At 67.3% G+C, this 22,397-nt stretch carries 14 protein-coding genes; 5 read left to right on the top strand and 9 right to left on the bottom strand.

The window, feature by feature from the left end:
* Nucleotides 1-29 precede the first annotated feature (29 nt).
* Complete coding sequence (locus GVN21_RS07770) at nucleotides 30-3,164, bottom strand: TonB-dependent receptor (protein WP_166574157.1); 3,135 nt, start codon at nucleotides 3,162-3,164, stop codon at nucleotides 30-32.
* A gap of 364 nt (nucleotides 3,165-3,528) precedes the next feature.
* Between GVN21_RS07770 and GVN21_RS21345 the strand changes: the two genes are divergently transcribed.
* Entirely contained in the window at nucleotides 3,529-5,547 is a 2,019-nt protein-coding gene (locus GVN21_RS21345) for a prolyl oligopeptidase family serine peptidase (protein WP_166574156.1), read from the top strand.
* A 61-nt stretch (nucleotides 5,548-5,608) separates the two neighbouring features.
* Here the strand turns inward: GVN21_RS21345 and GVN21_RS07760 are convergent, their stop codons facing one another.
* From GVN21_RS07760 to GVN21_RS07750, 3 genes are all read right to left on the bottom strand, one after another.
* Nucleotides 5,609-7,084, bottom strand: a complete 1,476-nt coding sequence (locus GVN21_RS07760; protein ID WP_166574155.1) for a sulfotransferase — start codon at nucleotides 7,082-7,084, stop codon at nucleotides 5,609-5,611.
* Between the two features lie 100 nt (nucleotides 7,085-7,184).
* Nucleotides 7,185-10,112: a TonB-dependent receptor gene (locus GVN21_RS07755; RefSeq protein ID WP_240902805.1), complete on the bottom strand. Its 2,928-nt coding sequence runs from the start codon at nucleotides 10,110-10,112 to the stop codon at nucleotides 7,185-7,187.
* A 364-nt stretch (nucleotides 10,113-10,476) separates the two neighbouring features.
* On the bottom strand, nucleotides 10,477-12,096 hold the full coding sequence (locus GVN21_RS07750; protein WP_166574154.1) for a peptide ABC transporter substrate-binding protein: 1,620 nt from the start codon (nucleotides 12,094-12,096) through the stop codon (nucleotides 10,477-10,479).
* Nucleotides 12,097-12,142: 46 nt separating this feature from the next.
* Here GVN21_RS07750 and GVN21_RS07745 point away from each other — a divergent pair, with 46 nt between their 5' ends.
* Nucleotides 12,143-12,676, top strand: coding sequence for a hypothetical protein (locus GVN21_RS07745; RefSeq protein WP_166574153.1), 534 nt, complete (start codon nucleotides 12,143-12,145; stop codon nucleotides 12,674-12,676).
* Nucleotides 12,677-12,755: 79 nt separating this feature from the next.
* Here GVN21_RS07745 and GVN21_RS07740 read toward each other — a convergent pair whose 3' ends face one another.
* Together GVN21_RS07740 and GVN21_RS07735 are read right to left on the bottom strand one after the other, a co-directional pair.
* The gene (locus tag GVN21_RS07740) at nucleotides 12,756-13,664 is read right to left on the bottom strand and encodes an ABC transporter permease subunit (protein ID WP_205689982.1); all 909 of its coding nucleotides are present in this window, start codon (nucleotides 13,662-13,664) and stop codon (nucleotides 12,756-12,758) included.
* A complete protein-coding gene (locus GVN21_RS07735; protein ID WP_166574152.1) occupies nucleotides 13,661-14,608 on the bottom strand; it encodes an ABC transporter permease subunit in 948 nt (315 codons plus the stop codon). Before GVN21_RS07735 ends, GVN21_RS07740 begins: the two co-directional genes overlap by 4 nt.
* 179 nt (nucleotides 14,609-14,787) lie before the next feature.
* On the opposite strand from GVN21_RS07735, the gene GVN21_RS07730 reads away from it, so the two are divergent.
* Nucleotides 14,788-15,198: a TIGR01244 family sulfur transferase gene (locus GVN21_RS07730; RefSeq protein WP_166574151.1), complete on the top strand. Its 411-nt coding sequence runs from the start codon at nucleotides 14,788-14,790 to the stop codon at nucleotides 15,196-15,198.
* On the opposite strand, the gene GVN21_RS07725 is transcribed toward GVN21_RS07730, so the two are convergent.
* Nucleotides 15,195-16,634, bottom strand: a complete 1,440-nt coding sequence (locus tag GVN21_RS07725) for a sulfotransferase (protein ID WP_166574150.1) — start codon at nucleotides 16,632-16,634, stop codon at nucleotides 15,195-15,197. The two genes, GVN21_RS07730 and GVN21_RS07725, sit on opposite strands and share 4 nt — an antisense overlap.
* Before the next feature lie 59 nt (nucleotides 16,635-16,693).
* Nucleotides 16,694-16,843 (bottom strand): hypothetical protein, encoded by a 150-nt coding sequence (locus GVN21_RS07720; protein ID WP_166574149.1) that lies wholly within the window; start codon nucleotides 16,841-16,843, stop codon nucleotides 16,694-16,696.
* 137 nt (nucleotides 16,844-16,980) lie between these two features.
* On the opposite strand from GVN21_RS07720, the gene GVN21_RS07715 reads away from it, so the two are divergent.
* Together GVN21_RS07715 and GVN21_RS07710 are read left to right on the top strand one after the other, a co-directional pair.
* Nucleotides 16,981-17,910: a hypothetical protein gene (locus GVN21_RS07715; RefSeq protein WP_166574148.1), complete on the top strand. Its 930-nt coding sequence runs from the start codon at nucleotides 16,981-16,983 to the stop codon at nucleotides 17,908-17,910.
* On the top strand, nucleotides 17,907-18,809 hold the full coding sequence (locus tag GVN21_RS07710) for an MBL fold metallo-hydrolase (protein WP_166574147.1): 903 nt from the start codon (nucleotides 17,907-17,909) through the stop codon (nucleotides 18,807-18,809). The genes GVN21_RS07715 and GVN21_RS07710 overlap by 4 nt, the downstream gene beginning before the upstream one ends.
* Nucleotides 18,810-18,926: 117 nt before the next feature.
* On the opposite strand, the gene GVN21_RS07705 is transcribed toward GVN21_RS07710, so the two are convergent.
* A complete protein-coding gene (locus GVN21_RS07705; protein ID WP_240902809.1) occupies nucleotides 18,927-22,352 on the bottom strand; it encodes a long-chain-fatty-acid--CoA ligase in 3,426 nt (1,141 codons plus the stop codon).
* Nucleotides 22,353-22,397: the final 45 nt, after the last annotated feature.

Below are 22,397 nucleotides of genomic sequence, written 5' to 3'. Positions count from 1 at the left end.
TGACTTCAGACCTTGTGGTCTGTCGTGCCCTACCAGCGCTTGGTGATGCTGATGAAGGCGCGACGGCCGCGCATGTCGTAGGCGAACAGCGAAGCCGTACCGGCGCGGGAACCAGCGGCGGTCGACTGCGCCGGCGGACGCTCGTCGAACACGTTCTGGATACCGGCCGCGAAGGTCCAGTCGTCCATCTTCTTGCGGACCGAGAAGTGGTGGTAGGCGGTGAACTCGTTGTACTGCTTGTAGTACACTGGCTGACCGACCACCGCGAGCGCGCCCGGGGTCGCCAGGGCGCCCGCCGCGTTCAGGAAGCTCGAGCAGGTGCCCTGAACCGTCACGCCGCCAGTCGGGGTGAAGTTACAGGTGCTCGAGTAGCGGGTGCTGTTGAAGATATCGCCGCCGAACTCTTCGGTGTCCGACTGCTTGCCGATCAGGTCGGCGTTCCAGAACACCGTCCAGTCACCACGGTCGAACCGCAGGGACATGTTGCCGGTGAAGTCCGGCTCGGTGTTCGACCCGTTGTAGTCTTCGGTCGCCGCGCCGCCCAGGAGGACGACGGTGTCCTTCGTCTGCCAGGTGAACTGGCTGTCGAAGGTCATGCGGCCGAACTCGAACTCGTGCTGGTAGCGCACGGTCAGGTCGACGCCGCGGTTCACCTGTTCGGCGACGTTCACGTAGCTGTTGTTGACCGAGATGATTTCGTTCGGCCGCAGAGCCACGCCAGGCCCGTTCCGCGTGAAGAGCGTGCAGAAGGGGTCGGTCGGGTAGCTGGTCGAGGTGTAGCACTGGTTCAGGATGTTGGCCGAACCGAACTGACGCACTTCGTCCTTCACGAGGAAGTCGAAGTATTCCACGGCCACCGACAGGTCGATGAAGCTGGGGGTCCAGATCACGCCAGCGGTCCAGGCGTCGGAGGTTTCAGCCTCCAGAACGCCGGCGCCGCCGCCGGTGATGATCAGGGCCGAGCTGGTGCCCGCGCCGGTGTAGCCCATCGGCACGCCAGCGGCGGCGCAGTTGGCCTGGATCCGCGGGTTGGTGTCGAGTTCCCACTGGATGCACGGGTCGATCGCGGCCTGGTTCTGGAACGAGGTCTGGTTGGCCAGGTACAGTTCGTACAGCGCCGGGGCGCGGAACGAGGTGCCCTTGGTGGCGCGGATGCGCCAGGCCGGGGTGATCTGCCAGTTCAGGCCCACCTTGTAGGTGTCGCCGTTGCCGTAGGAGTCGTACTCGGTGTAACGGCCCGAGACCTGCAGATCGAGGCTCTCGATGCCGGGGACGCCCTTAACCAGCGGGATCTCGACTTCACCGAAGACTTCGAACACCTGGTCGGAACCGCGGGTCCGGCCGGCGGCCGAAGAGCCCCAGAAGTTACCGGCCTGCTCGTTGGGGTCCGGATTATCGTCGATGGTGTCCTCACGGAAGGTCATCCCGAAGGCGCCGCCGACCGGGCCGGCCCAGATGTTGAACAGGTCGCCAGAGACCGAGGCTTCCAACAGGTCCTGGGTGTAGATGGTGTTACCGACGGCATTGAAGAACAGGAAGGCCCGTTCGGCGTCGTTGAAGTCACCCGCCAGGATCCGCTGCGAGGTGAAGTCGATGCCGTTGGTGGTGCCGCCGCCGAACAGCGGAACGGTCGGCAGCGACGAGCAGAGGCCGCCCGAGATGGTGATCGCCGCCTGATTGCAGCCGGTGCCCGGGGTCGCGCCTGTGATGGCCACGACGCGGTCGTTGTAGATCGACTCCGTGTTGTACGTCGCGTCGGAGTCGCTGTGCTGGTAGAAGACATCCCAGCTGAAGCGGCCGATGTCGCCCCGCAGGCCGACAACCGCGCGCCAGTAGTCCACTTCCTGCGATCGGTCCGACTTAAGCGGAATGATCGGGGTCAGGGCGCCACCGGCCGTATTGAACTGACCGGTGCCGCCTTGAGCGACAGATTTGAACGGCCCGGGGACCGCGCCGTTCAGCGGCGAGGTCGACGGGAAGAACTGCCGAGCGCCATACTGAGCCGACTCACGACGGTTGAACAGGAACTCACCGTACAGCTCGAGCGCCGGCAGGATGTCGAAGCCACCCGACAGGTAGAATGAGGTGTTGGTCACCGGGCTGAGGATCGACTGACGCCCGTAGATCGGGTCGTCGTAGTGGCCGTAGGGGAAGGTGGCCGGGAAGCCGGCGCGGCCTTGACGGGCCAGATCGTAGCCGGGGACGCCAACGGCGGCGTTGTTACCCTGCTGCGGGGTCGCGTAGGTGACGCCCGGATCCTTGTAGATGAAGTCGCCGTTGCCCGAACGAATAACGCGGGCGAACAGGCCGTAGCACTTGGTGCCGTCCGGCGCGGCCTGAGCCGGGTCCGTGTTCGCGTAGTCGACGCGGCCGCCCTTGACGCCGCCGGCGCCGCTGAACAGGTAGTCGGCCGCACAGGCGGTGTCGTCACGGTCGCGACGGCGCAGGATCTTGCTGTCCTGCCAGTTCAGCGACATGTTCACGTAGCCGCGGTCGAAGGTCTTACCCCAGGCGACCGAGGCGCGGTACTGCTCGCCACCGCCGTCGAACGGCTGGTTGCCGTAGACGTTGACTTCGAACCCGTCGAGGTTCGACTTGGTGATGATATTGATAACGCCGGCGACGGCGTCCGAACCGTAGACCGACGAGGCGCCGTCCTTCAGGATTTCGAAGCGCTCGACGATCGAGTTGGGGATGACGTTCAGGTCGACGGGGCCGACGGTGCCGCGGGTGCCGGCGGGGCCGACGCGCTTGCCGTTCAGCAGGACCAGGGTGCGGGTGGCGCCCAGGCCGCGGAGCGAGATGGTGTTGGCGCCGGGACCGCCGTCGGTCACGAAGCCGGTCAGTTGGTTGTTCACCTGGAACGAACCGGAGGCCACCGACGACTGCTGCAGGATTTCAGCGGTGTCGACCAGGCCTTCGAGCGAGGACTGCTCGGAGGTGATGACCTGGATGGGGGCGGCGCTGTTGAACTCCGAGCGCTTGATGCGCGACCCGGTGATCACCAGGGCCGAAACGTCGCCCTCTTCTTCTTCCTCGTCCTCGTCATCCGCCGGCGCGGCGGCCGCGGAGGGTTGAGCCAAGGTGACAGTCGGAGTCATCAGAGCGGCGGCCGCGAGGCCGGCAATGACGGTCGTTCCGAGCAAAAACTTGCGATCCAGCATTTTGAGCACTTTCCCCAGTAGCCCGATGATCCCCACGGCCGCACAGACGGCCGCCGCGGAACACGAGATTCCGCGAGGTAGCGGAGACCCTAAGCAGCTTCCGACAGCCTGCCAAGAATGATGACGGCATTGGGGCCATTCGTCATGGGGGCGTTACAATCTCGCCACAGTTCACGAGCCGACGGACGGATAGGGCCACAATGCGCCGCAGGCCCCAGAGGGAAGATAGGCTTGGCTGGCCAGCGTTTCGGGGTAGATTGTGCGCCAACCGCGAGCCTCTGGGCCGGATCGAACGCCAGTACGCGAAACTGGCGGTGATCCTTCCCCTGCCGCGCGAACGCGTTTCAACCTCGGGGATTCCTTAGTGAACAAACTCCTGAAAGCCTGCGGCCTAGCCGCGTTGCTCGCCCTTGCGGCCGGGCCGATCGGCGCCGTCCAGGCGCAGACGGCCGCCCCGGCCGCGATCAAACCGCCCACCGCAGAGGCCTTCGGCCGGCAGCCGGCGCTGACCGGTGTGTCGATCTCGCCGGACGGCAAATACATCGCCGGCATCACCTCGCCGGACGGCGTGAAGAGCTATGTCACCGTCTGGCGCACCGACGCGATGGACAAGCCACCGGTCAACCTGGGCTGCGGTGATCGCTCGGACTGCATGGGCGTGTCGTTCATCAAGAGTGACCGCATCGCCCTGACCGTTCGTCAAACCTACACGCAGGGAAATTTCAACGGTCACCTGTTCCGCACCTTCATCAGCGATATCGAAGGCAAGAACTTCCGCGACGCCTCGGGCGAGATCAATCAAAGCGAGGGCGGCTTCGTGCAGGTGATCAACACCCTGCCGAAGGACCCCAAGAACGTCCTGGTGCGCATCAGCGGCGATATCTACAAGCTGAACGTCTACAATTTCACCAAGGCCAAGATCTACACCGGGTCCGACAAGTTCGGCGGTGAGCAGTTCGACCTGAACGGCGAAATCGCCGCCCGTCAGTCGGTCGATTTCGACAACGGCAAAGTCTACATTGCCCAGTACATCCGCAACCCGGCCAACGGGAACTGGGAAGAGCACTTCCGCTGGTACGCGGCCAACCGCGAACCGAAGGCCATCGTCGGCTTCACCGACGATCCGAACCTGATCTACGTGGCCACCAACGAGGGCCAGGACAAGACCGGCATCTTCACCTACGACATCAAGCAGCGGAAGATCGTCGAGCCGGCGTTCCAGATCAAACTGTTCGACGCCGGCGGCCTGCGCCGCTCGCGCAGCCCCTCGGAGTTCGGCCGTCTGCTGGGCTTCACCTACGACTCTGCCACCACCGAGACCTTCTGGGTCGATGAGAAGATGGGTTCGGTCGCCAAGGGCCTGCGCAAGGCGTTCGGCGTGAAGACCAACCCGGTGAACTGGGTCGACATCGCCACCGGCGAGAAGGTGACCTTCCGGGTGGCCGACGGCGCCGATGTGGAAATGACCAGCTGGTCGGACGACTTCAGCAAGGTGATCGTGGTCAAGTCCGGGGCCAGCCAGCCGCCGGAATACTACCTGCTGCAGGACGGGACGAAGGTGGTGAAGCTGGGTTCCTCGCGCCCCTGGCTGGACACCCGCGCCCTGGGCGACACCACCCTGGTCCAGTACGCCGCTCGCGACGGCCTGATGGTGCCGGGCTTCCTGACCAAGCCGAAGGCCTCGATCTGGGGTCCGGGCCCCTACCCCGCCATCGTGCTGCCGCACGGCGGCCCGTGGGCCCGGGACGACATGGGCTGGGACAGCAGCGGCTGGACGCAGTACTTCGCCGCCCGCGGCTACGCCGTGCTGCAGCCGCAGTACCGCGGCTCGGAAGGCTGGGGCCAGAAGCTGTGGCGGGCCGGTGACTCCGAATGGGGTCAGAAGATGCAGGACGACAAGGACGACGGCGCCAAGTGGATGATCGATCAGAAGATCGCCGCGCCCGACCGCATCGCCATGCACGGCTACAGCTACGGCGGCTATGCGGCCATGGCGGCCTCGGTGCGGCCCAACGGCCTGTACCAGTGCGCCGTCGCCGGGGCTGGCGTTGCCGAGCTTGAGACCTTCCGCGAACGCAACAACCAGAACCGTATCCAGCGTGAGTTCCAGCGCCCGACCGTCAATGGCCTCGAGCCGCTGAGCCAGGCCGGGAACATCAAGATCCCGATCTTCCTGTACCACGGCGACCGGGACACCAACGTGCTGATCTCGCAGTCCGAACGCTTCGTCGCCGCGGCCCAGAAGTCGGGCCAGCCGGTGAAGTTCCTTAAGCTGAAGGACATGGGCCACAGCTACGGCACCTGGATGTCGGGTCAGACCGCCGAGGTGCTGACCGCGGTGGACAACTACCTGCGCACCGAATGCGGGCCGGGGGGTCTGTAAGGACCCTCAGCCTTCAAGGGCGACAAGGGCGGGGAGAAATCCCCGCCCTTTTTCTTTGAGATCAATCGGTGAGGCGGCCGGCGGCGCGCAGGATGCGCAGGGCCGGTTCGAAGCCGTCACCGTAGCGGCGCCAGAGGCCGATGTTGCGGTCGTGCAGGGGTTCGCGGACCTGCACGGCAGAGGCGGTTGAGACGCCGGCGGCGCTGTTGTGGAAGTCGAGGCAGGCCGGGTCCCAGTCCAGGCCGCAGAAGTCGAGGGCGGCGCGAATCTGGGCCTCGGGATCGGCGACAAGGGCTTCGTAGTCGATCACACGGTAGCGATCGGAAGGCAGGAGGGCCTGCCAGGCTTCGCTGAGGGTTTCCAGGCCGGCAACGTAGCGGGCGGTGTGTTCCAGGTCATAGGCGTAGTCGTGGAACATCGAGGCCGAGCCGAACAGCTGGCGATAGTTGCCCAGCACGGTGTCGGCGGGGTTTCGGCGCATGCGCAGGATGCGGGCGTTCGGCAGGGCGCGGGATATCATGCCGGCGAAGATCAGGTTGAACGGCCGCTTGTCAGTGAAGCGCGGCGTGGTCCCGGCCAGCGGGGCGGCGGCGTCCAGGTAGAGCCGGCCCAGCTGTCCGGCCGAGGCGGCGGCGGTGGCGGCCATGACCTGGGCGGTGATCGGCGCCTCGCGGCCGACGCCTGCGGCGCGCAGAGCCAGCAGAGGCATGGCCCGCAGTTCCCCCGCGGCGGTGACGTCGCGGTGGCAGGAGAGGATCCGGTCCATGAGGGTGGTGCCCGACCGGGGCGGGCCGACGACGAAGATCGGCGCCGCCGAAGGATCGCCCGGGCCGATCGGTCCCTTGCGCCAGGCCTCCGGGGCGGCGGTAAAGGCGCCCAGGGCGGCGTCGATGTCGTAGCGGCGGGCGCGGCGGCGGGCGTCCTTGGCGAGATTCAGGGCGGCCAGGGCGGCGGGACGATCGCCGCGCTGCTCCAGTCCACGGGCCAGGGCGTGACCCACCTGAAGGCTGCGCTCCTCGTCCCCCGCCAGCCTGTCGCGCAGGGCCGTCAGGCGGGCGAGATCGCCGTCATCGGGGGTCCAGCCGGGGAGTCCGGAGAGGTTGAACCAGGCACGATCATCGTCCGGCGCCAGGGCCAGGGCGCGGCGCAGGGCGGCCGCCGCCTCCTCGAAATGGCCCAGGTGCTGGGCGCCCCAGGCGAGGTTGCGCAGAATGCCGACGTCGGCGGGAGCGGCGGCCGCCGCCTGGCGGAAAAGTTCCAGCGCCGGCCCGAATTCGGAGAGGCGGCTGAAGACATGACCCAGGCGGTCGATGGTCTTGGCGTCGGCGCCAGGCAGGGCGCGGGCGGCATGGGCCGTGCGGCGGGCGGCCTCGACATCGCCAAAGGTAAGATGTTCGAGCGCCAGGCGGGCGGCAAGGGCCGGATCCCGCGGCGACAGGGCCAGGGCCTGCTCGAAGGCGCGGATGGCGCCGGCATGGTCGCGCCGGGCGCTGGCCGCCAGGGCCTGCTGTCGCCACTGCTCCGCTGATCCGCTCATCGCTCCGGTGTCGCCATGACCGGTGGGGCCGTCAAGCGGTCAAACGAAAGGCGGCGGGCCTATGGCCCGCCGCCTCCGTAATCACACCATCACCTTAGACTTAGAAGTCCAGGGTGAAGCCCATGAAGACGTAACGACCGAGCGAGTCGTAGGTCTGCGGGAAGGTGTTGCCGTTGCCGGTGGTGCCGACGCTGTAGGACAGCGGCGGATCGTTATCCAGCACGTTGTTGACGCCGACGCGGAAGCTGGCCGAGTCGGTGGCCTTCCAGGAGGCGAACACGTCGAAGTAGTTCTCGGCGTCCCAGGTGCCGTCCAGCGGACGGTCGCCCGAGTCGAGGGTCACTTCGCCGATGTGGCGCCAGGTGCCCGAGACGTCGATGCCCCACGGCGTGTCCCAGGAAACCCGGAAGCGGTGACGCCATTCCGGAGCCGGAACGCCGCAGCGCGAACCGAAGGCGCCCAGGCAGTCGCCCGAGTTGGTGGATTCCAGCTTGGTCAGCACGGTGCCGACGAAGTTGAAGCTCAGGCCACCGAAGTCGCCCGCGTCCATCCCGTAGTTAGCGACGATGTCGTAACCGCTGGTTTCCAGGAAGCCGACGTTGATGTTGAAGTCTTCGACGAAGCCACCGGTGGTCCACAGGTTGCCCAGGGCGTTCCGGTTGATCCGAGCGCAAGCCACCGCATCGCCGCCTTCGTAGCAGGCGTTGACCGTGTTGGCCCCGCCGAAGGTGGTGATGATGTTCTCGACTTCGATGTTGAAGTAGTCGACCGAGACGTTCAGGCCCGAGACGAAGGTCGGGGTGAACACCACGCCGACCGTGAAGGTCTTCGCGGTTTCGGGCGACAGGGCCGGGTTACCACCGCCGAAGAAGTTGTACTGCCCGGCGGGGCTGTCCAGCGAAGCGGTGCCGTACTGAGCCGCGGTCACGCCGGTGGCGGCGCACTGGGCCGGGGTGGCGAAGCGGCTGGCGTCACCGGAAGCCACGGCGGTCAGACCGCAGGGATCTTCGTCCATATCAAACAGGCCAAGGCCTTGGGCCGTGAACAGTTCGATCACGTTCGGGGCGCGAACGGCCTTCTGGTAGGCGGCGCGGAAGCGCACGTCATCCGAAGGAGCCCAGTCACCACCGATCTTGTAGGTGTCGGTGTTGACGCCGGTGCCGTAGTCCGAGAAGCGGTAGGCCACCTCGAGCGACAGCAGCTTGGCGAAGGGCATGTCTTCGACCAGCGGCAGGCGGGCTTCCATGAACAGGTCGTACACTTCGGTCACGCCCGACAGGCCGATGGTCGGGCCACCCTGGCCGGCGAGGTCGCCGGTCGAGAAGGCCAGGTCGGTGTCGGATTCCAGCTCGTCACGGCGGTATTCGGCGCCGAAGGCCAGCTGCAGACCGTTGGTCGCGGTCGGGAGCTTGATCCCGTAGGCGCCCAGGTCACCCGCGATCGAGGCGGTGACGATCTGCTGGACCGTCGCGGCGCGTTGGATGCCGGGGACCTGCAGGTAGTCGAGCGCTTCGTCCGTCACGCCGCCCAGGACGAAGATGTCGTAGGGGACGCAGTTGGGATCGGTGCCGTCAACCACCGACCGGCAGGTCGGGGTGCCGCCCACGGACACGACGTCCAGGGCGCGGCCCAGGCGGGTGACCGAGAAGTCGTTGCGGTAGATCCGCGACAGCTGAACGCGGCTGTACTGGCCGGCCACGTCGTAGGACCAGGCTTCGTCCAGTTGGCCACGGAGACCGACGACGGCGCGGTAGGACTGGTAGCGCAGGTCGTCCTGACGACCGCCGCCTTCGACGTTACGACGACCAATGTACAGGTCTTCGTCGGTGTCGGCGGCGATTTCGGCGGCGGAGCAGCCGATCAGGCCGGCTTGCTGAGCCGAGAGCAGCGGGTTGCCACAGTTGATGGTGCCGGTGCTGAAGAAGTTACCCGACGGGGCGATCTGGGCGACCGTCGAGTAGTCGGTGAACATCAGCTGGGTGAAGACTTCGACATGGTCGTTGACTTCATAACGGCCCACGGCGCCGAGCGAGTAACGCTCGTCGGGACGCTGGTAGTAGTTGATCGGGCCGAAGTTGTAGGCGTTGTTGGCCGCCGAGTAGGGGATGAAGGTCCGGCCCGGGCCGACCGTCAGGGCGAAGGTCGAGAAGTCGGTGAACTGACCCGGGAACGAGGTGCCCGAACCGCCGCAGGTGAAGGTGTTGGCGCCCAGCGGGCCGGTCGGCGCGCCGACGGTGCAGGCGGAGTAGTCGCGATCGGCTTGCATGACCGCGTCGTTGTTGCGGTAGGTCACGTAGGCGGTGACGTTGCCGCGGTCGTCCGGCGAGGACACGCCGACCAGCATCGACACTTCCTTGCCGTAGCCGTCGATCACGTTGTCGTCGGGCAGCTGGAACTGCGAGGCGTTGGTGGTGGCGCGACGGGCGATTTCAGCCCGCAGGTTGCCGGGGCCATCGTAGTCGTTGTTGTGCTGGTAGAAGCTGTACTGACCCGACAGCTGAACGCCCTCGAAGTCCTTCTTCATGATGAAGTTGACGACGCCCGAGATGGCGTCCGAACCGTAGACGGCCGAGGCGCCGCCGGTCAGGACTTCAACGCGCTCGACCAGCGCGCCGGGGATCTGGTTGAGGTCGGCGGCCGGATCATTCGGCGAGCCGTAGGGCATGCGGCGGCCGTCGATCAGCACCAGGGTGCGGACGGAGCCGAGGCCGCGGAGGTCGACGGTGGCCGTGCCGGAGGCGCCGTTGGACACGGTGGAGTTCTGCGCGGCAAAGGCCTGCGGCAGCTGGTTCACCAGGTCTTCAACGCGCGTCACGCCTTGAGTGGTGATGTCCTCGGCCGTCACCTGAGTGATCGGGCTGGTGGTCACCAGGTTGGGTTGCGGGATCCGCGAGCCGGTGACGAAGACGGCATCGACTTCCGTATCGTCTTGCGCGAACGCCGGAGCGGCGGTGGCGAGCGCGGCGAAGGCGGCGCCGCAGATCATCGTGGACGCCAACAGGCGGCCGCGCGTGGTTTGGACTTTCAACTTATTCCCTCCGAGCCAGCGCGCCGGGTTGACGGTCGCGCTCCCCTCAAAAGCATGAATTCGGGCCTCCCGGACGCACAAGGACGACCGGTTACCGAAGGAATAGGCCCGCGCTCGAAGCACGGTCAACGCTCATTGCATTTCCGTAATGAGAACGCCGTGAGATTGTCGCATCCGCGCCACAGGGAGGCGTACCGTCGGTATATAACCCGCAAAACGCCTACGCCGTGGGCGAATCCAGGCTTTCACGCCGTCGGAACGCGGCGGTTCTAGGGCGTGTCCGTGGCGCCCGGTGTGGCTGAGCGGCCGCGGTCCGTGTCGCGGCGGATGGTTGGCAGCTGCGACTTCGGCCCGGCTCCCCGACTCAGCCGCCGGATTTGACGCAGAGCCAACGCGTGCGGTGATGGTCGACGATGTTGTCCACCCAGCCGGTGATCCGCGGGTTCACCAGGTTCTTGTTGATATAGAAGTAGATCGGCGCGATCGGCGCGTCGTTCAGCATCATCGTCTCGGCGTCGCGCAGATAGTCGGCGCGCTTGCCGGCGTCCGGCTCGTTGCCGGCCTTGGCCATCAGGGCGTCATAGGCGGGGTTGTTGTAGTCGCCGTAGTTCTGCGGCCCGTAGTTGGACTTCTCCATGTCCAGGAAGCTGGTCGGGTCGTTGTAGTCCGCGATCCAGGCGGCGTCGGCGGCCTGGAAATTGCGCACCCGATAGTCGGCGTAGGAGATCTGGCCCTCCTGCTGGGCCAGGGTGACCTGGACGCCGATTTCCTTCCAGTCCGACTGCAGGGCCGGGGTGAACTGCATGGGGTCGGCGCTGTTGCGGTGCTTGAGCTCGAACTTCAGCGGATTGTTGGGGCCGTAGCCGGCGGCGGCCAGCAGTTCGCGGGCCTTCTGCTGGCGCTTGGCCAGGGGCCAGCTGGCCCAGTAGGGCCCGGGCGAGGGCTTGTAGTTGGCGACGCCGGGCGGAACCTTGGTGTTGGCCGGCAGCTGGCCGCCGCGCAGCAGGCCCTTGGCGATGAAGTCGCGGTCGATGGCCATGGTCAGGGCCTGGCGCACGCGAACGTCCTTGAAGGCCGGGACCTTGCTGTTGGGCCGGGTGTTGAAGGCCAGGTAGGTGACACCGAGATAGGTGTTGGTGTGGACATACCCCGGCATGGTCTGGCGCAGGCGGGCGATACGGTTGGACGAGATATCGGTGTTGATGTCGAGTTCGCCCCGCTGAACGCGGCGCTCGGCCGAGATCGCGTCGGTGGTCGGATACCAGTGGACCTGATCGACACAGACGTCCTTGGCGTCCCAAAATCTCGGGTTCTTCTCGGTGATGACGCTGTCGCCCAGGCGCCAGGCCTTGAGGACGTAGGGCCCGTTGCTGACCAGGTTTCCGGGCTGAACCCACTTTTCGCCCAGCTTTTCGACGACGTGCTTGGGCACGGGATAGAGGACGTGGTGGCGGGTCAGCTCGGGCAGGTAGGCGGCCGGGTGGTTGAGGGTGATCTCGACGGTCTTCCGATCCACCGCTCGCACGCCCAGCGCCTCCAGCGGGGCCTTGCCGCCGTTCACCGCCTCGGCGTTCTTGATCAGGAAGATCAGCGAGGCGTACTCGGAGGCGGTGTCGGGGTCGAGCACCCGGCGCAGGCTGTAGACAAAGTCCTCGGCGGTCACCGGCACGCCATCCGACCAGACCGCGTCACGAAGATGGAAAGTCCAGGTCAGGCCGTCGGGAGTGACCTCCCAGCGCTCGGCCATGCCCGGAATGGTCGATCCGTCGGCGGCCGACTGGGTCAGGCCGACGAAGAGGTCGCTCTGGATGCGGTCTTCCCAGGTGCCGGTCGATTTGTGGGGATCCAGGGTGGCCGGCTCGGAGGTGTTGCCGATGGTCAGGCAGACCTTGCCCTGCGGGCAGGGCGGGCGCGAAACGGGCTGTTCGCCGCAGGCCGCCAGGGTCAGAAGGCCGACGCCGGCCAGGAAGAGATTGCGGATCACGCGCGAGCGGCCTTCTATGGGGCGAATAGTCGAGTTGGAGACGGTCATGACGCTACGCCCCGCGATTCTGGGATTGGGACTGGCCGGCGGCCTTGTGCTGGCCAGCGGCGCCTCGGCTCAGGACAGGCCGCCGGAACGGGCGGGCGCCCTGAAGGCGGTGGTCGATTGCCGCGCGATCCAGGATGGGACGGCGCGGCTGGCCTGCTACGACGCGGCGGCCGCGGCGCTGGACGCCGCCGAGGCCAAGGGCGATGTGGTGGTCGTGGACCGCAAGCAGGTGCAGGAGGCCCGCCGCGCGTCCTTCGGCTTCAACTTCCAGATGCCCGCCTTCATGACCCGCGGCGAAAAGGTCGAGGAACTCAACCGGATCGAGGCGACGGTCGCCTCCTCCCGCCAGGACCCGCACGGCAAGTGGACCATCAAGCTGGCCGACGGGGCGGTCTGGAAGCAGATCGACACCGAGAAACTGCGCAAGGGACCGGCGCCCGGGACCAAGGTCGAGATCCGCACCGCCAGCCTGGGCAGCTACTTCCTCAAGATCGAAGGTATCGGCCAGATCCGGGCGAAGCGGGAGAACTGAACGGCCGCCGATGTGCCGCTCACCCCGGCGCAGGCCGGGGTCCACGGGACGAGGCGCCTGAGTCGGACGGGGCATCCGCTTAACGATCCTTCGGGTCGATCGCGTCCCGCAGGCCGTCGCCGATGAAGTTGAAGGCCATCAGGGTGACCACCATGGTGGCCGACGGCCAGATCAGAAGCCAGGGCGCCATCTCCATGTCCTTGGCCCCGTTGGAAATCAGGGTGCCGAGGCTGGCCATCGGCGCCTGAACGCCCAATCCCAGGAAGCTGAGGAAGCTCTCCGCGATGATGATCGCCGGGATGGTGAGGGTGACATAGACCACCACCGGTCCCAACAGGTTGGGCACGATGTGACGCAGGATGATGGCTGGAGTGGTCAGGCCGGCGGCGCGGGCCGCCTCGATGAATTCCTTCTGCTTCAGGCTGAGCGTCTGGCCGCGCACGATGCGGGCCATGGTCAGCCATTCTACGGCCCCGATGGCCAGGAAGATCAGGAAGATGTTCTTGCCGAACACCACCATCAGCAGGATCACGAAGAAGATGAAGGGCAGGCTGTAGAGGGTGTCGACCACCCGCATCATCACCTCATCCACCTTGCCGCCGATGTAGCCGGCGAAGGCGCCCCAGGCGACACCGATGATCAGCGACACGGCCGTGGCCACCACCCCGATGCCGAGCGAGACGCCGAGGCCCGCGAACAGCCGGGCCAACAGGTCGCGGCCGAGGGAATCAGCGCCCAGCAGGTGGCCGCGCGTGCCCGGCGTGGCCCAGACGTCGGTCTTGGTCACCGTGTCGTAGGCGTAGGGGACGAAGAAGGGGCCCAGGAGGGCGATCACCACCAGGGTGGCCAGCACGATCATGCTGGCCACGGCGGCCTTGTTGCGCAGCAGCCGGCGGCGGGCATCGTCCCACAGGGACCGGCCCTTGACCGCCTGTTGCATCAGTTGGTCGCGGTCCGAAGACCCGGGAGTGAAGGCGGATACGCTCACGACAGCCTCACGCGCGGATCGAGCGCCGCATACAGCATGTCGGCGATCAGGTTCAGGATAAGGATCAGGGCGGCGTAGAAGATAACCATGCCCATGACGACGGTGTAGTCGCGCTGCAGCGCGCTGATGACGAAGAACTTGCCCAGGCCCGGCAGATTGAAGATCTGCTCGACCACCAGCGAACCGGTCAGCAGGCCGGCGCAGGCGGGACCCAGATAGCTGACCAGCGGCAGGATGGCGGCGCGCAGCGCGTGCTTGCGGACGATCAGGCTTTCCGGGAGGCCCTTGGCGCGGGCGGTGCGGACATAGTTGGAGCGCAGCACCTCGATCATCCCGGCGCGGACGAGGCGCGAGATGATGGCGATCTGCGGCAGGGCCAGCACGGTGACCGGCAGGATCATGTTCTTCCAGCTTGGGAACTCGATTCCGGCCACCTTGGTCCAGCCCCATCCGGCCAGGGGCAGCCAACCCAGAATGGAGCCGAAGGTGAGCACCAGCAGCGGGGCAGTGACGAAGGTGGGGATGCAGACCCCCAGGATGGCCACCGCCATGGTGGCGTAGTCGATGGACCTGTTCTGGCGCAGCGCCGCGATCACCCCGAGGAACACCCCGATGATCGAGGCCAGGAGGATGGCCGAAAGACCAAGCCAGAGGCTGACCCGGTAGTTCTCGCCCAGAATGTCGAGCACCGACTTGTCGCGGTATTTCAGCGACGGGCCGAAATCGCCCCGCACGACGTCCGCCAGATAGCGGCCGTACTGTTCGTAGAGGGGCCGATCAAAGCCGTACTTGGCCTCGACCACCTTCTGGACCTCCGGGGTCATCTGCCGCTCGTTGATGAACGGACTGCCCGGCGCCGCGCGCATCATGAAGAAGGCCAGGGTGACGACCAGGAACATCGTCGGTATGGCGACCAGCAGGCGTCTGGAGAGAAATCGAAGCATGACGACCCTGTACTGGCGGGGCTTTTCGGCCCCTGTGGCGCGACCGTCGCAAGATCGAAGCGCGACTGTCACGTTGCAAAAAATTCAGGTTACCCCCACGGCGTACCGGAAGGGAACGTTGCGTCTTGGCCGCATGGACCCGATCTTGTCAAACAAACGCCTCCCAGGATGAACGCAGCATGAGCGATATTCGCGCCGTCACCCCCGATTTCGCCGTGGCCCCCCAGCTGGCGCCCAGCGACATGGCAGAGGCCGCCTCGCGCGGCTTCACCCTGGTGATCAACAACCGCCCCGACGGAGAGGCGCCCGGCCAGCCGACCAGCCTGGAGATGGAACAGGCGGCGCGGGCGGCGGGGATGGACTATGTGCACATCCCGGTGATCGGCGGGCCAACGCCCGACCAGGTCGAGCAAAATCGGGCGGCGATCGAGAGCGCCGGCGGGCCGGTGCTGGCCTTCTGCCGGTCGGGCACGCGCTCGATCGTGACCTGGAGCATCGGGGAGCGGCTGGCGGGGGCGCAGTCGCGGCAGGACCTGATCGAACAGGGCTCGGCGGCGGGCTATGACCTGTCGGGGGTCTTGCCGGCCTAAAGCCCCTGCCCCTCCAGCCAGGCCTTCAGCGGCGCCAACGGCGCCGCGTAGTTCCGCCAGCGACCCGATGACCGTTGATAGAGCGGCTCCCGCACCTGCCAGACGCTGGCGGTGCGGACGTTGCTGTCGGCCTGGTGGAAGGCCAGGCAGGCGTCGTTCCAGTCCAGGCCACAGTGGGCCAGCAGCGCCTGGGTGTGCGGGCGGGGGTCGCGGACGAAGGCGTCGTAGTCCAGATCGAGGATGTCGTCCGGCCACAGGGACCGCCAGTGGGCCGTCAGGCGGCGCTCCTGGGCCAGGTAATGGCCGATGTCCATCAGGTCGGCGGCGTAGGGCATGGCGCCCGACAGATGCAGGAAAAAGACGCTGAGGGCGTTGTCCAGCGGGTCGCGGCGGGTGTGGACGATGCGGGCGTCCGGAAACAGCCGCTTGATCAGCCCGACATGGAGGAAATTGTCCGGACGCTTGTCGGTCAGGACATCGGCGTCCGGGAAGCGGGCCGCGAGGTCGGCGAGGTAGGCCTTTGCGAGTGCGGCGGGGTCTGCGGCGGCGATGGCCTGCGGATAAGGCGACAGCTGATGGCGGACCATGGCCGGGATCAGGTCCAGCTCGCCGCCGGATGTGACGCGCGGGTGGCTGGCCAGGACCTGTTCGACCAGGGTCGAGCCGGAGCGGAACATGCCGACGATGAACACCGGCGGCAGGCGGGCCCCCGGGACTGGGGTCAGGGCCCCGGGCGCCGGGAAGGCCGCGATCAGCTGGTCGATAAGGGCCTCGTGGGCGACGCGGTCGTAGCGGGCCCTGGGCGCGGCTGCGTTGGCGGCCTGGTAGCGGGCGAAGGCGCGGTCGTAGGCGCCGGCCGCATCCAGCAGGCGGCCGAGGGAGAACAGCAGTTCGGCCCGGCTGACGGGGTCCAGGCCAGGCCGCGCATGGGTGGCTTCCAAACGGGCGATCAGCGGGTCGTCCGGACCGGTGACCGAGTGCAGGCCGGCGGCGCGGGCCAGGGCCACTGGATGGTCGGGCTGAAGAGCCAGCAGGCGCTCGTAGGCTGCGCGGGCCTCCGGTCGGCGACCGCGATCCTCATGCAGGTTGCCGAGGTTGAGCAGGGCCGGGGCGTACCGCGGATTGAGTTTCAGAGCAGCGGCCAGCTCCCGTTCGGCCTCGTCCGGCCGGCGCAGGTCGTCGGCGAAGATGACCCCGCGGTTGAGATGGGCCTCCTCGGGGCCGGACAGACCATGAGCCAAGGCGTGGGCGTAAGCGGCCAGGGCTGCCTCGGGCCGGCGGGCGCGGCGTTGCAGGAGAGCCAGGTTGTACCAGCTGTCCGGCAGGTCGGCCTTGACCGCCAGCAAGGCCTCATAGGCCGCGATGGCCTCGGCGATCCTGCCGGCGCGGCGCAACTCGGCCGCCTGGGACAGCAGGGATTCGACGGTGTCGGCCATGGCGGCATTAAGGGCCAATCGGCCCCTCGCTCAAGCCTGGGCCGCTCAAGTCGGCGGCGCTATTGGCCGCCGAGGGTGACCCGGGCGGCCATGGCGCTGGGCTCGGCCTCGCAGGAGGCCAGGACCAGTTGGGCCGCCATGAGACAGATCACGGCGAACGCGGCGCGTTGGAGCCGTTTTGAGACAAAAATCAGCGCATCAAGGGCCATGACGCCATAACTCCCACCTGTTCGGCGGGGTTGAGCGCAAGGTTCGGGCCGATCACGCACGCCTCGCGGGCAAGTCGTTTGTCCGTGATGCGAATTGGCCTAGTTAATCCTCTGCGGGGCGCGGAGAGCAGTGGCGAATGCGTTGGTTCTGGGGATCCGACTTCTCCTTCGAGGGGGGCCGGGTCCGAATCCATAAGACGGGGATCGTCATTCCCCTCGACGGCGCCCTGATCGCGGAGGCGCTCGTCTGGCTGGTCTACTATGTGCCCGTGCGCCTGAAGGCGGCCTGGATGCGCCTGACCCGGCCGGGTCCAGACGTCTGGTTCGCACCCGATAGCCCCCGCCCCTGGTACCTGGCCTGGGCCAGCGCCGCCTGGGCCGGCGCGCGGATCGTGCGGCGGCCTGAGGGGGCCGTGGCGGGTTTTTATTTCGACGACAGCGCCCGGGGTATGGCGCCCAACGCCGGCCCGGCCCGGCGGATCAACTGGCGCTGCACAGACGTGACCAAGAGCCGGGTGGCCGCCGCGTTCGAGGAATCGTTCGGCTATGGTCTCGCCGTAGATCCCACCACCGCCGTCGGGCCCCTGGTGGAAAAGGGCGAGGACAACGGCGTGCATGACGGGCGGATCGTCGAGGCCCCCTGCCCCGCCCTGGCCGGCAAGACCTATCAGAAGCTGATCGACAACACCGAAGGTCCGCTGGTCGCCGACCTGCGCACGCCCTGCGTCGGCGGGAAGCCGGTGGTGGTTTTCATCAAGCGCCGTCCGATCGGGGTGCGGTTCAGCAATCACAACACCCGGGTCACCCTGCATGCGCCGGAAGCCATCTTCTCGCCCGAGGAGATCGCCACCATCGGAACCTTCTGCGGCGCCATGGGTCTCGACTGGGGCGGGCTTGACATCCTCCGGGACAAGGATGGTCGCCTCTATGTGGTGGATGTGAACAAGACCGACATGGGACCTCCGATCAGCCTGCCCTTGAGGGACAAGTTGAAGGCGACAGGGTTGCTCGCGGACGCTTTCCTGCGTCTTATCCATGAAGATTCCGGCACGGGTGGCGGGGCATGATTCCCTTCGTTCGAGACATCGAGTTCGAGTACGGGGCCTGTGACCGCCTCTCACCGCTGATCCGGCGGGTGGTGGCGCGCAACCCGGGACCGTTCACCTTCAAGGGGACCGGCACCTATATTGTCGGCACTGGCGAGGTGGCCGTGATCGACCCCGGGCCGGACATGGACGACCATCTGGAGGCGATCCTGACCGCGACCGCCGGCGAGCGGATCACCCACATCTTCGTCACCCACAACCACGCCGACCACTCACCCCTGGCCCGGCCGCTGGCCGAGCGGACGGGGGCGACCATCTATGCCTGCGCCAAGCTGGGCGTGCCGACCGAGTCGGAGGTGCGGATGGAGGCCGGAGACGACCGCGATTTCCGACCCGATGTCGGTCTGTGTGACGGCGGGATGTTCAACGGCGGCGACTGGACCCTGGAGGCGATTCCGACGCCTGGCCATACCTCAAACCACATCTGCTACGCCCTGCTGGAAGAGAACGCCCTGTTCAGCGGCGACCACATCATGGGCTGGTCGACCACGGTGATCAGCCCGCCGGACGGCGACATGGGCGATTATTTCGAGAGCCTGGCGACCATCAAGGCCCGCGACTTCGCCACTCTGTGGCCGACCCACGGCCCGCCGGTGACCGACCCGGCGCCCTTCGTTCAGGCCTATATCGACCACCGGCGCGGGCGCGAGGCGCAGATCCTGGCGGCGCTGGGCCGGGGCCATACGCGGATCAAGGCGATGGTGGCCGAGCTCTACAAGGACGTGGACTCCCGCCTGCACCCGGCGGCGGCCCATTCGGTCATGGCCCACATGGTCCAGTTGGTCCGCGAGGGGCGGATCGTCTGTGACGGAGAGCCAGGACTGGACAGCGACTACCGGCTGGCGACGGTTGCGGCCTAAAGCCGTGTTCGCCGCCTAGAGCAGGGCTCGATTTGATGGAATCAAATCGCGCTGCTCCAGGTCCTTGCTGGTCGCGCGTTTGATCCGATTACTGGTTCCCACCAATCGGAACGCGCTCTAGGACGCCGCCCCTACCGCGGCGGTCAGGTTCCCCACCCGCCGGCAGTTCGCGCCCCCATCCCCGTCGCCGACGCGGCTGATCGAGCGGAAGTCCACGCGCGATCCGATGCCCTGTGGCTGGACCCGGGCGACGACATCGTCCTTGAAGCCGTAGATCGGGCTGGTGGCGGCCCCCTCGAGGCGGCCGGTAGCCGGGTCATCGACGACCAGGGCGACACCCTGGGCCAGCATGGCGGCCTTGACCGCCGCAAAGGCTTTTTCCGGCGACAGGGTGGTCATGGCCGGGCGGGCGCCGGGGCAGGTTTCCTGGTTGATCTCGGCGATCGGCCGGCCGGCGAAGGCGCCCGCGTCGAGCGGGGCAACCGGGCCGGGCTCGACCAGGTTGGCGTCCGGGCCACGCGCCGACATGGTGTTGGCCGTAAACAGCAGGGGCTGTGACCAGTCGGTGGCCACGTCGTGGATGCGAGGCGACTGGCCGGCCCAGTAGCTGAGGCCGAGGAAGCCGCCGACCGTGGCCACCGACAGGGCCAGGGCCAGCATCGCCTTCTTCCAGTGACGGCCCCAGCCGCCGAAAGCCGCGACCAAGAGGCCGATCAGGGCGATCACCACACTGACCAGAGCCACGGCCGGCGCCCAGCCGAGGGCGGGCGTCGGGCCGGTATGGAACACCGACTGGAAGCCCTCGCGCCAGTCCAAGATGCCAAAACGCATGCCGACGGCGCCGGCGCCGACGACCAGAGCCGGGGCCAGGGCGGCCATCACGGCCAGGGTCAGGAAGTGGTCGGCGGCGCCGCCCTTGGGTTTGTCCGCCTTGCGGCCACCGGCCGGGACCGGGCTGAAGGCCAGTTCGCTGCCGTCGCCGGTGCGGAAGCGCGACTTTTCGGCGGCGCGGGCGTCGGTGCGGACGGGAGTGAAGCTGAGCGGCTCCTCGTCAGGATCACGGCTGGCCGGCTCCGCAGCCTTCAGGCTCGGGAAGGCCAGGTCTTGTCCGCCCGACTTCGGGGCAGTCACCGCGGCCGCGGCGGCGACCGCTCCACCGGCCAGGGTGGCGGCGCCCAACGGCGTCATGTCCGGCATGCCGGGCAGGGCGTCGGGAACCTCGTCCTCATCCTTGCGAGGCTTGTGGCTGATGTGCTCGGTGCGCGGCGGCTCGGCCGCGCCGCCGGGGGACCAGGTCAGCGGCAGATCGGACTCCGGGATCTCGTCGGGCGAGGTCCCGGGCGCCGCCGGGCTCGGGGCGTCGGCCGGCCGGGCATCGACCGGCTTGGCTTCCGGCGCCTTGACGAAGTCGGCGACCACCTTGCCGGCCGCGGCGGCGGCGGCACCGGCGATCAGAGCCTCGGCCAGCGGCGCAGACTTGGGCTCGGGCGCGACTTCAGGCGAGGACGCCGGCTGTGACACCGGTTCGGCCGTCAGTGTGGCGACCGCTTCCGGTGGCACGAAGGCCGGGCGGGGCTGGACCGGTTCCGGATCGGCCGCCTCTGCAAGCTGGGGTCCGACCACGGTCTCGATGCGGTTCTCGGGCGCGTCGGCTACGGCCGACTCGGTCTGACCGGCTTCCGTGGCCGGCAGGGTGTTTTCGGCGGGTGCGATATGGTCGCCCAGCGAACCCGCCGAATGATCGTCTGCGTCAGTCGCGGCCGCCGCCGGAACGAAAGGGTCGGCGGCCTCCACCGTATTGATCGGCTCGGGCGCGTGAAGCACCGGGTCGGCCTCGGCGCGAAGAGCGACCGGAGTCGCGGTAGCGGCGGCAGCCATTGCCGCTGCAATCGGAACCTCGGGCAGCCTGTAGTCGGCGAACCGCGTCCGCAGCACCTTCTTGTCGATCTTGCCGGTGGCGCCGAGCGGGATCTCGTCCACGAAGGCGACGTCGTCGGGCATCCACCATTTGGCGATCTTGCCCTGGAGGTAGTCGATGAACTCCTCCTTGGTCGCCGTCTCGCCCGGCTTCAGCTGGACGATCAGCAGCGGCCGTTCGTCCCACTTGGGATGCAGAATGCCGATCACCGCCGCGTTGGCCACCTTGGGGTGGCCCATGGTGATGTTCTCGATGTCGATCGTGCTGATCCACTCGCCGCCGGACTTGATGACGTCCTTGGCCCGGTCGGTGATCTGCATGAAGCCTTCGGGGTCAATGGTGGCCACGTCCCCGGTGTCGAAGAAGCCTTCGCTGTCGAGGATCTCGCCGCCGGCGCCCTTGAAGTACTCGCCGACCACGAACGGCCCCTTGACCATCAGATGGCCGAAGGTCTTGCCGTCGTGCGGCAGGCGATTGCCGGCATCGTCGGTCAGCTTCATCTCGATGCCGTAGGGGGGCCGGCCCTGCTTGAGCTTGTAGGGCATCTGTTCGTCGTAGCTGAGCTTGGCGACGCGGGCGTTCGGCGAGCCGAGGGTGCCCAATGGCGAGGTTTCGGTCATGCCCCAGGCGTGAAGGACATCGACGTCGTAGCGCTCCTTGAAGCCGCGGATGATGCTTTCGGGACAGGCCGAGCCGCCGATCACCACCTTGCCCAGGTGCGGCAGCTTCAGCTGCTTGGAATCGAGTTCGGCCAGCAGCATCTGCCAGACGGTCGGCACGGCGGCGGAGAAGGTCACCTCCTCGCTGTCGAGCAGTTCGTAGATCGAGGCGCCGTCCATCTTGGAGCCGGGCATGACCAGCTTGGCCCCGACCGCCGGGCAGGCGAAGGCCGTGCCCCAGGCGTTGGCGTGGAACATCGGCACCACCGGCAGCACGGTGTCGACCGCCGACATGCCCAGCACGTCCCGCTGCAGCCCGACCAGGGCGTGGATCACGTTGGAGCGGTGGCTGTACAGCACGCCCTTGGGGTCGCCCGTGGTGCCCGAGGTGTAGCAGAGGCCGCAGGCGGTATTCTCGTCGAAGCCGCCCCAAGCGCACTGGTCCGACTGGCCGCCGATAGCGGTTTCGTAGCAGTGGGCGCCGCTCCACTTCATGGTCGGCACGCCGTTGATCTTGAAGCCCGGCATATGGGCCTGGTCGGTCATGACCACCACATGCTCGACGCTCGGGCAGTGGGCGAGGATGGCCTCCAGGATCGGCACGAAGGTCAGGTCGACGAAGATGACCTTGTCTTCGGCGTGGTTGATGATCCAGGCGATCTGTTCGGGATGCAGGCGCGGATTGAGGGTGTGGCAGATCGCGCCGATGCCCATGATGCCGTACCAGGCTTCCATGTGACGAGCGGTGTTCCAGGCCAGCGTGGCGACCCGGTCACCAAGCGTCACGCCCAGCTGCAGCAGCAGGTTGGAGACCTTCTTGGCGCGGGTGTGGATCTGGGCATAGGTGGTGCGAACAATCGGTCCCTCGACCGAGCGGGTGACCACCTCGCGGTCGCCATGCCAGTTCTTCGCGTGGTCCAGGATCTTGTCGACCGTAAGGGCCGAGTCCTGCATCAGGCCGCGCATACGCTTCATCCCCGAAAGTGTGTTTCCTTAAGGAGAGCACGCTAA

The sequence above is a fragment of the Caulobacter sp. SLTY genome (assembly GCF_009905535.1).
GTDB lineage: Bacteria > Pseudomonadota > Alphaproteobacteria > Caulobacterales > Caulobacteraceae > Caulobacter.
Note: the sequence above shows the minus strand (reverse complement) of the source record. Positions and strands in the feature narration are given on the sequence as shown.